This window comes from Devosia sp. (assembly GCF_034675085.1).
Taxonomy (GTDB): Bacteria; Pseudomonadota; Alphaproteobacteria; order Rhizobiales; family Devosiaceae; genus Devosia.
In genome coordinates this window covers 1-11,543 of the sequence record NZ_JAUCDN010000081.1, presented here as the reverse complement: position 1 = coordinate 11,543, position 11,543 = coordinate 1, and the positions used below count along the sequence as shown (strand labels likewise).

Sequence of the window (11,543 nt, the reverse complement as noted above, 5' to 3'; positions counted from 1 at the left end):
GTCGTCATGATTTCGATCCGAAATAAAGGGCGGTGAGGCGCTGGTCGGCCAGCAGGTCCTCGACCGAGCCGGAGGCCACGATGCGGCCATTGAACATGAAGACGGCGCGGTCGCACATGTCGCGGATGAAGCCGATATTGTGCTCGACGATGCACACGGCCTTGCCGGCGGCGGCTTCGTCGCGCACCACTTTCTTCATGGTTTCCACCGTGCGCCCCTCGACCCCGGCCATGGGCTCGTCGAGCAGGATGCAGCGCCCGTCATTCATCAGCGCCCGGGCCAGGCCCACCAGCTTCTGCTGGCCCTAGGAGAGTTGTGTGGCAATGCTGTCGGCGCGATGGGCGAGCCCCACCCGCTCGAGCAGGTGCATTGCTTCCGCATGGCCGGCCTTTTCGCGTTCGCGGATGCGGCCGGGGGCAAAGACCAGATTGGTCAGGCGTTCGCCGGGATAATCGCGCCCGGCCACGATGACATTGTCGAGCAGCGACAGGCTTTCGAACAGGCGCGGCCGCTGCCAGGTGCGGGCAAGGCCGAGCCGCGCCCGCCGATAGGAGGGCAGGTTTTCGATGCGAAGATCGGCAAAACTTATGCTGCCCTGGTCGGGCCGCACGAAGCCGGTCAGCATGTTGAACAGCGTCGTCTTGCCGGCGCCGTTCGGGCCGATCAGGGCCACCACCTCGCCGGGCACCAGATCGAGATCGAGATCCTGCGCCACCACGATGCCGCCGAAACGCTTGGTCAGTCCACGAGCCTGCAACATCACTTGGCCTCCTTGGCCCGGGGGCGGACGGCGGTGCTCCCCCGCCAGGCCTGCAGGCCGCCGGTGGTTTTGCCGCCGAACAATCCTTCGGGACGGGTGAACAGGAAGAAGATGACCAGGCCGGTGAAAAAGACGCCCTGGAGCGCTCCCAACGCCGCGACCGGCAGGTTGAGGAAACGGATGGCCTCGGGCAGCAGGGTGAGCAGGATGGCCCCCAGGATCGGCCCGCGCACCGTCGCCGCGCCGCCCACCACCACCATGGTCAGCAGCGCCGCCGAGGCGAAGATGCCGAACTGGTCGGGCGTGAGGAACAGGAAGTAATGGGCATAAAGGCCGCCGGCCAGGCCGGCCAGGCCTGAGCCCAGCGCAAACAGCGTCACCTTGATGTTGATGGCGTTGCGCCCGATGCCGGCCAGCGCCTCCTCGTCATTGCGCATGGCGGTGATGGCGCGGCCATAGGGGCCCGACACCAGCCAGCGTATGGCCAGGATGGCCAGGGCGGCGACGAGGATGACGACGCCGGCATAGATCCAGGAGCGATAGGGTCCTTCGATCACCGAGGTGATGTTGGAAAGCCCGCTCGCCGCCCCGGTGATTTCGAGATTGTTGATGATATGGACGATGCCGAGCTGGAAGCCCAGGCTGGCGATGACGAGATAATCTCCCGAGACGCGCAGCGAGGGCAGCGACAGGCCGAACGAGGCGATGGCGGCGAAGATGGCGCCGCACAGGATGGCCAGCGGCACCGGCAGGCCCAGATGCATGGACAGCAGCGCCGAGACATAGGCCCCCAGCGCGTAGAACACCGGATGGGCGACGCTCACCAGGCCGCCATAGCCCAGGATGAGATTGAAGCCGCTGGCCAGCAGCACGTTGATGCCGGCCAATATGGCCAGGGTCAGAAGGAATTCGATCACGGCTTGCCTCCCTGGGCGTGATCCGCGGGCTGGGATGCGAGCGCCCCGGCGGCGCGGGCCGGCCCTCGGCGGGGCAGCTTGAGCACGACGCCGCGGGGGAAGACCACGATCACCACGAAAATGAGGACATAAAGGAGCAGAACCTGCCAGGTGGAGGGGATGACCAGCACGCTGAAGGACTGCACGAGCGCCAGAACGATGGCGGCGATGCCGGCGGCGAAGACATTGCCGATGCCGCCCAGGATCGTGGCGATTACCGCCAGGATCAGATATTGATTCATCGGCGTGGCCGGATACATGGGCGTCTTGGTGCCCATCAGATACATGCCGGCGGTCACCAGCACGGCCGAAAGAGCCATCGCCACCATATAGGCGCGCTGCTTGCTGATGCCGTACATCTCGGCCAGTTCGGGCTCATCGGACACGGCAATGAGCGCCTTGCCTTCCCGCGTATGGCGCAGGAACAGCCACAGGCCGGCCACAAGAGCCGCCGCCGTGGCCATGGCGATCAGGTCCCAATGGCTGATGACGATGGGTCCCACCAGCATCACCGGCGACATGATCGAGGCGAACAGCGTCTTGGGATGGGTCCCGAAGATCAACTCGGCCAGATAGATCATGAACTGGGAGAAGGTCATGGTGAAGATGAAATAGGTCAACGTCGAGGAATTGCGGTTACGCAGGACGTTGAAGCCCCATTTCTCCAGCCCCACCGAGACGGCGATGGTCGCGACGGTGCCAAAGGCCAGCCCCAGCACCAGCGGCAGGCCGAGATACTGGAACGCCACCAACATGGAGAAATAAGCCACGACCATGATGCCGGCATGGCCGAAGTTCCAGATGCGGTTGACCTTGAGCACCAGAGCGAAAGCAAGGGCGAACAGGCAATAGGACGATGAACTTGCAAGACCCGTCCAGGCGAGTTGGGCGATAAGATCCGGTGTGAAATTCATCGTCCTGTGCTTTCGTTGGGCTAGAGCTTGCCGACAACCTGGAACTTGCCGTCCTTGACCTGCCAGAAATAGGTGGGGGCCTGAACGGTGTGATCCGGGTTGATGGTGATTTTATTGGTCAGCGGCAGGTCGAACTCGCCGATATCGAGCAGCGCCTGGCGCATGCTGGTGCCGGTGATCTCTTCGCCGCTATCGATGACTCGCTCGAATACCCTGGCCAGGATATGGGGCGCGTCATACCAATATTGGGTATAGGGAAGCCCGTTGGGCTCGCGCCCATGGGTATCCTGCCAGCGCTGCAGGAAGGCGGGCAGATTGGCATTGTCCTCGACCGAGGGGGCGAGCGCGGTGACGATGATGCCCTCGGCGCCGGCGCCCAGTTCCTCGATCATCTGCGGGTTGAAGGCGGTCTGGAAGCTGGTGACCTGCATGTTGAGCCCGAGCTGGCGCATCTGGGCGACGATGGCGGTGAAGTCGCTGACCACGCTGTGGATATGGACCACGTCGGGATTGGCGGCTCGCACTTGCAGGACCAGGCTGGTGAAATCGGAGCGCTGTTCCTCATAGGACTCGTTGAGCACGATCTCGCCGCCGGCGGCGGTGAAGGCCTCGCGGAAGATCTTGGCGCCCTCGGTGCCGGTCTCGTGGTTCACATAGAGCACGGCGGCACGGCGCTTTTCCTGGTTGGTGTAGAGCCAGGTGCCCAGGGCGCGCATGTCGACATCGGCCAGCGGGAAGGTGGTATAGACGTAATCCCCCAGGTTCTTGATATCGGGCGAATTGGCGCCCACGCTCAGCATCAGCCGCTTCTCGCGATTGGCGATGGGAGCCACCGCCTTCACCACATTGCTGAAGGCGGTGATATATGCCGGCACCTGATCGACCTGCACCAGGCGCGTCACCACGGCGATGCCCACTTCGGGCTTGGCCTGGTGATCGACGATGATGGCCTCGAGCGGCCGGCCGTGCACGCCGCCGGCGGCGTTGATGTCCTCGACCGCCCAGCGCACCGCCTGCATCTGGTCCTCGCCGAAAATGGCCGAGGGACCGGTCAGCGGGTCGGCGACGCCGAAGCGCAGCGGTTCCCCCTGGGCAAATGCCGGCCGGATGAGGGCGGGCATGGCCAGGCTGGCCAGTGAGCCCGCCAACAGGGCGCGGCGCGACAGGGTAAACTTCAAATCCGACATGATCTCCTCCTTGCATGTCATCTGGATTGTCTTTGCGGCTATGCCGTGGCTAGCTGCTCCAACTGTTTTTCATCGATATCCACGCCCAGGCCGGGGCCATCCAGGCTCCTCGCCCTGCCCGCCCGGACCTCTATTGGCCGATGAACGGGATCACTGGCCAGATAGCCATTGGTCAGGCTCAGCCCCCAGCCGGGGCTCCCCCAGGCCGAGGCGATGGCGAGGGTGGCCGCATTGGCCACGCTGGTTTCGCCCACCTTGCCCGAAAGATTGATCTCCCCGCCCAGAGCATGGGTCAGCCGGCAGGCATCGAGGCATCGTGTCAGCCCGGCCAGCTTCATGATCTTGAGCGAGCCGCCGCTTGCGCCGCCGCTCTCGATCAGACGCCGCATGTCGGCGATGGAATGGATGGCCTCATCAGCCCCGATGGGCAGGGCGCTGGCCCGGGCCACCTGCACCATGCCCTCGTAGTCCTCCGGCTCGACCGGCTGCTCGATGAAATCGGCGGCGCTGTCGCGGGCCAGGGCAAGAAAACGGACGGCCTCACCGCGCGACCAGCCGCCATTGGCGTCGGCCCCCAGCAAAATGGCGTTGCCCAACTGGCGGCGCAGCGCCACCAGCGTTTCGGCCTCCTGGGCGATGTCGCCATTGGCAACCTTGTATTTGAGCGCGACAAAGCCCTCCTCGGCCCTGAGGCGCGCTTCGGCCAGGTCTTGCGCCGGGTCGCCGGCACCCAGCAGATGCAGGCACTGGAACTCATGCGCCCTGCGCCCGCCCAGCAGGGCATGCAGCGGCAGGCCGGTACTACGGCCCAGCGCATCGTAGGCGGCCACTTCCACCGCCGCCTTGGCGGCGGGGTTGGCGGCAAGCGCCGAGCCGATCACCACGCTCACCCGTCCCAGATCGCGCATATCCATGCCGGTGACGGCGTCGGCCAACAGGCCCACCGCCGCCACGATGCCCGGCACCGTCTCGCCGGTGAGCTGGGGCGCGGCCGAAGCCTCTCCCCATCCGGCATGCCGGCCCTCGGTTTCCAGGCGCACCAGCACCGTGTCCAGCCGCTCATAGACGCGGCCGGCCATGCGCATGGGCTTGCGCAGGGGAACGCTGATGCAGATCGGCTGGATATGGGTGATCTTCATCGGGTCGGCTTCCTAGCGGCTCTTGCCGGCCTCGCGCGCCCGCGCGGCATTCTTGAGCTCGGTCTCGTCGGACCGGTCAACGCCGGCCAGATAGTCCTCCACCATCTGCTTGTTGCGCGCGCGGAACCGGTTGAAGTCGGGATCGCGCTTTTCCATGAAGGCGTTCATGCCCTCCATGGCCTCTTCCGAGCCCCAGACATGGGCCAGAAGCTCCATGCCCGCGCGCCAGGACGAATAGAGATTGTCCGATTCGTGGTTGAGCGACGTCTTGGTCATGCGGATGGTCTGGGAACTGTGCGAGCGAATTCGGGCGCATAGCTCCTCGGTCTTGGAGCGCAACTGCTCGTGCGGCACGCAATGATTGGCCAGGCCGATCTGCACCGCTTCCTGGGCGTTGAAGCGCCGGGCGCAGAAGATCATCTCGCGGGCGAGGCGCTCGCCGATGAGGCGGGGGATATATTGGGTGGCCCCGACCGTGGGGCAAGCGCCGACCTTGGCCCCCGTCTGGCCGAACATGGCGTGCTCGGAGGCGACGACGACATCGCACCAGAGCGCCAGCTCGTGCCCGCCGCCCATGCACCAGCCATTGACCATGGCGATGACGGGGATATGGGCGCCGCGCAGGGTCATGGCGCAGTTGAGCATGCGGTCGTTCCAATGGCTGGCCACGACCCAGTTCAGCCGCATCATCGAGCCGAAATCGCCGCCCGAACAGAAGGCGCGGTCGCCCGAGCCGGTGATGACCGCGCAGGCGATGGACGGGTCGCTCTTGGTCGACTGCACGGCATGGGCGATCTCGTCCAGCGTCAGCTCGCGGCAGGCATTAAGCACATGGGGGCGGTCGATGGTGATCCAGGCGACCTGGTCGATCACCTCGTAGATGATGTCCTTGTAGGGGGTGGCGACGGCATCGGACAGAGTAGACATGGCGGAACTTTCGTTGGTCATGGCGTAAAGGTGAGGCGGCGGTCGAGCCCGGCGGGGCGGCCGTTATGCAGCGCATCCCACATCCAGTCGGCGATGGCGGGATAGGCATCGGCGGCAATCTCGCCACCGGGATGGAAGACATCCTCATAGAGCCATAGCTCCTTGGGGCAGGTGAGGTTGTCCATGAAGGCTTGGATATCCTCGGGCGGGCACAATTCGTCCATGTCGCCGCCCACCAGCAGGTAGGGACACTTCATCTCGCGCGAGCGCTGGACGAAATTGTCGTCCATCCGCTCCACGAAGGAGTCGAAGCTCTCCTCGTCCTTGATGTTGGTCATGTACATGTGGATGCGCTTGAAGTTGGGCTGGGCCTGCTCGAAGATCACATCGCTCGGCCCGACGCTGGGCATCTGCCCCACCACGGCCTTGACGCGATCATCCCCGGCGGCGATCTCGACGCCGTAGCGGGTGCCCATGCTGGTGCCGAAGACGCCGATGCGCTCGGGATCCACTTCGGGCAGGGTGAGCAGGAAGTCGATGACCTTGCGGCCGGCGCGGGCGTAATTGCCGACATCGAGCCAGGTGCGGTTGATATTGCATTCCGCCTGGCCGGGACCGTCCATGGCGACGATATTCATGCCGCGGCGGGTGAATTCATTGTTGAACGGATTGGGGAAGTCTTCCTTGGCCGCGTCCATGCCGGGCGTATAGACAATGGTGGGCTTGGGGCCCGGGCCCGGCGCGCGGTGCACGATGCACTAGACGTCCTGGCCGTTCTCGAAAGGCACTCCATGCTTGCTGATGGTCCCATCCATCAGCGCCATCATCTCGCCGTAGCAGCGCTGCATGCGCGCATGCGCCTCGATCTTTTTGGGGTTGCCGTCGACCGGGATGAGGTGTTGGGCGCGGCCCCAGTAAAGCGCGGCGCGGTGAAAATGCTGCGAAGCGGTGACGCGATTGCCATCTGCCAGCGCCTTGTCGCCGAAGCCTTCCTGCTTGGCCGCCTCGCGCGCCCATTCGCGCGGGAAGGAGCGCCGCCCCTTCACCCGGTGGAAGACGCGTTCCATATCGGCATATTTGAAGCCGCGCTCGAGCCGCACCCCCATCATGCCGGGATGCAGGATGTCCTCATCATCGGTGAGCTTGATGAAATTGTCGAAAATCCAGTTCTGGCCGGAGCGAGGAGCCTGTCGACGCATGGGAGACAATACCTTTTCTAGTGAGACGGTGCGGGGGCATCGGCCCCCGACGAGAATGCGGGAGCGCCTGCAAAGGCGGTTTGCAGGTCTTCCACGCTTTGCGGATTGGAAAGGGAGGTCAGATCGCCGGCCGGCTGACCAAGCGCGATGGAGCGGATGACCCGGCGCATGATCTTCTGATTGCGCGTGCGCGGCAGGTCGCTGGCGAAGACGATACGCTTGGGCCGATAGGGGGCGCCGAAATCGCGCGCCAGCGCATCGGAGAGCTGACGGGCAAGCCCCTCGCGCTCGCGGGCGATGCAGACGCAGAGCAGGGCCGAACCGGCGATATCGTCGGGAATGCCGACCACGGCGGCATCATCGACCAGGCCGGTGGCAATCAGCGCCGCCTCGATCTCGGAAGGCCCGGTGCGCTTGCCCGCCAATTTGATGGTGTCGTCGGAGCGGCCATGCAGATACCACAGGCCATCGGCCTCGCGCGAGGCCAGGTCACCCTGCACCCAAACGCCGGGAATCTGCCGCCAATAGCTTTGCACATAGCGTGCGGGGTCGCGCCAGAGGCCGCGCGTTGCCCCGATGGTGGGGCGGCGCAGCACCAGTTCGCCCACCTCGCCGGCGGGAAGCGAATTGCCCTCGGCATCGACGATATCGACGCCGCCACCCGGCACGGGACCGCCGAAGGAGGAGGGACGGAGCGGGCGGTGATGAGTGCCGATGAGGATGGCGCCGCCGCATTCGGTGCCGCCGGAATAGTTGAGGATGGGCACCTGACGACGGCAGACGGTGTCGAAGAACCAGGTCCAGGCCTCCGGCGTCCAGGGCTCGCCGCTGGAAATGATGGTGCGCAATCGTCCCAGGTCGAGCCCGCCGTCGAGAGGATCGATACCCGAGCGCATCATCTGGCGCACCGCCGTGGGCACGATGCCGGCGACGGTGACGCCGTGGCGGTCGCATAGTCGCCAGATACGGTTCTGCTCGGGCCAGTCGGGCGTGCCCTCGGCCATCACCAATGTGGCGCCGAGCAGGGTGCAGCCGATGGAAATCTTGGGGCCGACGATCCAGCCCATGTCGCTCATCCAGATCAGACGGTCGCCTGCCTTGACGTCCAGGCAGAGCCCCATATCGAGCGCATTCTTGGCCAGCATGCCGCAATGGGTATGCACCGTGCCCTTGGGCTTGCCGGTAGTGCCCGAGGTGTACATCAACATGGCCGGGGTTTCGGCCGGAAACATTTCTGGCCGCCGTCGGCGCGGGCCGGCCGGCACGGCAGTGCACCAGAGCTCGTCCAGCGGGCTGACCGGCTCCAGCCCGCCGGCACGATCGAGAAGGATCACATGGCGCAGGTCGGGTGCGTCAGCCGCGGCCTCCAGAACGGTCTGGTGCATGGGCACGGCCTTGCCACGCCGCTGGAAGGAAGGACATGTCACCACCGCCACGGCGCCGGCATCGGTGAAACGATCGACCAGCGGGCGGCGGCCGAAGCCGGAGAACAAAGGCATGACGATGGCGCCGATTTCCACCACCGCCAGGAAGGCGGCGACCGCTTCTGGCACCATGGGCAGATAGAGTCCGACCACGTCGCCTTGGCCGATGCCCCGCGCTAACAGCAGCTCGGCCAAGCGCGCCACTTCCGCGTCGAGCCGGGCGAAGCTCCAGCGCAGCGCCTCGCCCTTTTCGCTTTCCCAGACCACCGCGTCGCCCTGCCAGAGCGGAGTGCCCTCATGGCGGGACAGGCAGTTCCAGGCGATATTGGTGGTGCCGCCCACGCACCAGCGCGGCCACTCAACGCCAGCACTTTCGTCAAGGACATTCTCGTAGGGCGTATCGAAGCGGATATCGAAGAAGCGGATCAGCGCATCCCAATACCAATGGGGTTCGCTATCGGCGCGGGCCTGCAGTGCCTGCTGGTCGGCAAGGCCGTGCTGGGCAAGGAACGCCGACAGCGTCGTCGCCGCAACAAGCTCAGGCGATGGCTCCCAGGCAAACTGTCCCATTCTCGTCGTATCCTCCTGCCGGTTTTCCGGCTTGAGACGACGTTAGCGGGCGCGGCGAAGGACGGGAAAAGCTCATTCGGCATGGCGCGCCATGCCGCTCCTGTTATGCCTTTGCGGCATTGCTCCGGCTGCGCCCCCGTCCCGGCCTGGGCTTTTCGGGCGGACGGGCAGTGACCTGGAGCTTGACCGCGCAATCGGCGATCACCTGCCGGGCCATCTTGACGGCCGGGGAAAGCTGGATGCGTGCGCGATGTGCCAGCACCAGGTCGCGCGTGATCGGCGGGTCGACCAGCGGCAATGCGGCCAGCCTGCCGCTTTCCACATCCTTGTGCACGAAGCCGTAAGGGGTGACGGAAAAAGCCAGCCCGCTCGACACCAATTCCTTGATGAGCGTGACGCTGTCGACCTCGATGACGGTGTTGAGCTTGATGTCGAGCTGGGTCAACCAAGGCTCGATGATGCGGTAGAATCCATCGGCCAGGGCGAAGGGCAGCGAGGCGATTTCGGCCAGGCGCACTTCGGACTTGCCCGGCGGCATCTGGCCCGGAAGCCCGATCAGCACCATCTGCTCGCGCACCAGCGGCGACAGCTCGAGGCTGGGCGTCTCAGCCGGGCGGGTCAGCACCGCGACATCGATCTTACCCTGGCTCAGCCATTCTTCGAGGAAGATGCTGAGCCCTTCAGTGACGCGCAGCGACACCTCGGGATAATTCTTCTGGATGGCGTCGATGATGGCGGGGGCCAGCATGCCCGACACCGAAGGCGGCATGCCGACAATGACATCGCCGCGGATTTCGCCGGGAGACTTTTCCACCTCGTCGCGGATCTGGTCCACCAGTTCGAGCAGCGAGCCCCCCAGCTCCAGAAGCTTCTTGCCTGCCTCGGTGGGATTCACTCCGCGCGGTGTCCGGATCAGCAGCGGTGTGCGCAACTGATACTCCAGCGACTGGATATGCCGGCTCAGCGCCGGTTGGGCGATGTTGAGGGCACGTGCCGCCTTGCTCACGCTTTTGAGGCGGACGACATGGATGAAATACCTGATCTGCCTGAGTTCCATGGCGTCGCCTCTCCGTCTGGTCCGAACCGGCGCAGTCTTGCACAAATTCTGTGCCCGTCACGAGGGGCATACGAAAGTGGCAGGGATGCGCCATTTCGGACACCTATCGGTTAACCCGTGCTAACGTTTGGGGGCGGGAAAAGTGAACATTCGGCCCCGCCACACGTTCAGCCGAAAGCGGGAGGAGACCCCAATGAACGTATCCAATCTGCAATTGCAGGGCATGTATCTGGTGATGGCGACCCTGACGGAGACCTTGGTGGCGCGCGGTGTTCTGAGCCGCGAGACGGTCGACCGGGCCATGGCCCAGGCCGAGCAGATCGCCCTCGGCGAGGAAAGAACCGCTGAGGACCTGCCGCCGGCCGCACGCGACGCACTGGCCTTTCCAGCACGATTTCTGCGGCTGGCCAATGCCCGGAGCGCCGCTGGCGACCCGATCTCCTTCGCCGAGCTGACCCGGCTGGTGGGCCAGACCAAGGGACATTATCCCGACGAACTCTGAAAAAAAAGCGCGGGCCGAGGGGCGCCCTATTCTTCGTGGCTGCGCGGCTGGGGCAGGCCGGTCACGACGCGCCAATAGTCATCGGCGCGCTTTTCGAATGTGGCCGCCTCGCGCGCGTCGCTCTTGTAGAGGCTGCCGCGGGCGACGGAGGAATAGGTCTGTTCCACCCAGCCACGCGCGTCATCATGGGGCAGACGATAGCCGGTATGGCCAAGCGCTTCAGCACCCTTGTAGTGAGCATCGCGCAGATGCAGCGGCACCGAAGCGGGTGGGGTCGAGGCCACCATCTGCAATGCCGCCACGATGCCCCGGCAGGCCGAGGCGGATTTGGGCGCCCGGGCCACATGCAGCGCCGCATGGGCGAGCACGATCTGGGCCTCGGGATAGCCGATCTTTTCCACCGCCTGCGCCGCCGCCACCGCAGTTTGCAGGGCGGTATTGTCGGCAAGGCCGATATCCTCGGAGGCGTGGATCATGATGCGGCGGGCGATGAAGCGCGGATCTTCCCCGCCATGGATCAGCCGGGCCAGCCAATACAGCGTCGCATCGGGATCCGAGCCGCGCATGGACTTGATGAAGGCCGACACCACATCGTAATGCGCATCGCCCGAGCGGTCATGATTGAGCGGCGCGGCGGCATAGGCCTCGTCGATCATGGCATTGGTGATGCGCACCGGCCCGTCATGACCCAGCGCCAGACTTTCCAGCGTGGTCAGGGCGCGCCTCGCATCCCCGCCTGAGCGGCCGGCGACGCGTCGAACCTGTTCGGGGGCCATTTCCACCGTCGTCCCCTGTGCGGCCAGATGGTCCAGTCCGCGCCGCACGATCTGTTCCATCTCGGAAATGGAGAGCGGTTCGAGCTTGAGGATGGTCGAGCGCGACACCAGCGCCGGGGTCAGCACATGATA

13 protein-coding genes are annotated in these 11,543 nt (G+C 65.2%); 1 reads left to right on the top strand and 12 read right to left on the bottom strand.

Going from position 1 to position 11,543, the window contains the following annotated elements:
• Window positions 1–4: 4 nt before the first annotated feature.
• From VDP82_RS07175 to VDP82_RS07125, 11 genes are all read right to left on the bottom strand, one after another.
• Complete coding sequence (locus VDP82_RS07175) at window positions 5–289, bottom strand: hypothetical protein (protein ID WP_323014168.1); 285 nt, start codon at window positions 287–289, stop codon at window positions 5–7.
• Between the two features lie 15 nt (window positions 290–304).
• Window positions 305–760 (bottom strand): ATP-binding cassette domain-containing protein, encoded by a 456-nt coding sequence (locus VDP82_RS07170; RefSeq protein WP_323014167.1) that lies wholly within the window; start codon window positions 758–760, stop codon window positions 305–307.
• Complete coding sequence (locus VDP82_RS07165) at window positions 760–1,677, bottom strand: branched-chain amino acid ABC transporter permease (protein ID WP_323014166.1); 918 nt, start codon at window positions 1,675–1,677, stop codon at window positions 760–762. The genes VDP82_RS07170 and VDP82_RS07165 overlap by 1 nt, the downstream gene beginning before the upstream one ends.
• Window positions 1,674–2,630 carry a branched-chain amino acid ABC transporter permease gene (locus VDP82_RS07160; protein WP_323014165.1) on the bottom strand — a complete coding sequence of 319 codons (957 nt, stop codon included), beginning with the start codon at window positions 2,628–2,630 and terminating at the stop codon, window positions 1,674–1,676. The genes VDP82_RS07165 and VDP82_RS07160 overlap by 4 nt, the downstream gene beginning before the upstream one ends.
• Before the next feature lie 20 nt (window positions 2,631–2,650).
• A complete protein-coding gene (locus VDP82_RS07155) occupies window positions 2,651–3,817 on the bottom strand; it encodes an ABC transporter substrate-binding protein (RefSeq protein WP_323014164.1) in 1,167 nt (388 codons plus the stop codon).
• 38 nt (window positions 3,818–3,855) lie between these two features.
• Window positions 3,856–4,956: a mandelate racemase/muconate lactonizing enzyme family protein gene (locus VDP82_RS07150; protein ID WP_323014163.1), complete on the bottom strand. Its 1,101-nt coding sequence runs from the start codon at window positions 4,954–4,956 to the stop codon at window positions 3,856–3,858.
• Window positions 4,957–4,968: 12 nt separating this feature from the next.
• Window positions 4,969–5,883 (bottom strand): enoyl-CoA hydratase/isomerase family protein, encoded by a 915-nt coding sequence (locus VDP82_RS07145; RefSeq protein WP_323014162.1) that lies wholly within the window; start codon window positions 5,881–5,883, stop codon window positions 4,969–4,971.
• Between the two features lie 17 nt (window positions 5,884–5,900).
• Window positions 5,901–6,635, bottom strand: coding sequence for an alpha/beta hydrolase (locus VDP82_RS07140; protein WP_323014161.1), 735 nt, complete (start codon window positions 6,633–6,635; stop codon window positions 5,901–5,903).
• A gap of 6 nt (window positions 6,636–6,641) precedes the next feature.
• Window positions 6,642–7,082 carry a hypothetical protein gene (locus VDP82_RS07135; RefSeq protein WP_323014160.1) on the bottom strand — a complete coding sequence of 147 codons (441 nt, stop codon included), beginning with the start codon at window positions 7,080–7,082 and terminating at the stop codon, window positions 6,642–6,644.
• Between the two features lie 17 nt (window positions 7,083–7,099).
• A complete protein-coding gene (locus VDP82_RS07130; RefSeq protein ID WP_323014159.1) occupies window positions 7,100–9,076 on the bottom strand; it encodes an AMP-binding protein in 1,977 nt (658 codons plus the stop codon).
• 103 nt (window positions 9,077–9,179) lie between these two features.
• A complete protein-coding gene (locus VDP82_RS07125; protein ID WP_323014158.1) occupies window positions 9,180–10,133 on the bottom strand; it encodes a LysR family transcriptional regulator in 954 nt (317 codons plus the stop codon).
• Window positions 10,134–10,326: 193 nt separating this feature from the next.
• Between VDP82_RS07125 and VDP82_RS07120 the strand changes: the two genes are divergently transcribed.
• Window positions 10,327–10,635, top strand: coding sequence for a hypothetical protein (locus VDP82_RS07120; protein ID WP_323014157.1), 309 nt, complete (start codon window positions 10,327–10,329; stop codon window positions 10,633–10,635).
• A gap of 26 nt (window positions 10,636–10,661) precedes the next feature.
• Here the strand turns inward: VDP82_RS07120 and VDP82_RS07115 are convergent.
• The coding region (locus tag VDP82_RS07115) for a replication-associated recombination protein A (protein ID WP_323014156.1) at window positions 10,662–11,543 on the bottom strand (882 nt) is incomplete at its 5' end.

Bases quoted from the DNA above. Each gene is read 5' to 3' on its own strand.
- VDP82_RS07170 (WP_323014167.1), bottom strand. From the start codon at position 760: ATGTTGCAGGCTCGTGGACTGACCAAGCGTTTCGGCGGCATCGTGGTG.
- VDP82_RS07160 (WP_323014165.1), bottom strand. From the start codon at position 2,630: ATGAATTTCACACCGGATCTTATCGCCCAACTCGCCTGGACGGGTCTT.
- VDP82_RS07155 (WP_323014164.1), bottom strand. From the start codon at position 3,817: ATGTCGGATTTGAAGTTTACCCTGTCGCGCCGCGCCCTGTTGGCGGGC.
- VDP82_RS07150 (WP_323014163.1), bottom strand. From the start codon at position 4,956: ATGAAGATCACCCATATCCAGCCGATCTGCATCAGCGTTCCCCTGCGC.
- VDP82_RS07145 (WP_323014162.1), bottom strand. From the start codon at position 5,883: ATGTCTACTCTGTCCGATGCCGTCGCCACCCCCTACAAGGACATCATC.
- VDP82_RS07135 (WP_323014160.1), bottom strand. From the start codon at position 7,082: ATGCGTCGACAGGCTCCTCGCTCCGGCCAGAACTGGATTTTCGACAAT.
- VDP82_RS07130 (WP_323014159.1), bottom strand. From the start codon at position 9,076: ATGGGACAGTTTGCCTGGGAGCCATCGCCTGAGCTTGTTGCGGCGACG.
- VDP82_RS07125 (WP_323014158.1), bottom strand. From the start codon at position 10,133: ATGGAACTCAGGCAGATCAGGTATTTCATCCATGTCGTCCGCCTCAAA.
- VDP82_RS07120 (WP_323014157.1), top strand. From the start codon at position 10,327: ATGAACGTATCCAATCTGCAATTGCAGGGCATGTATCTGGTGATGGCG.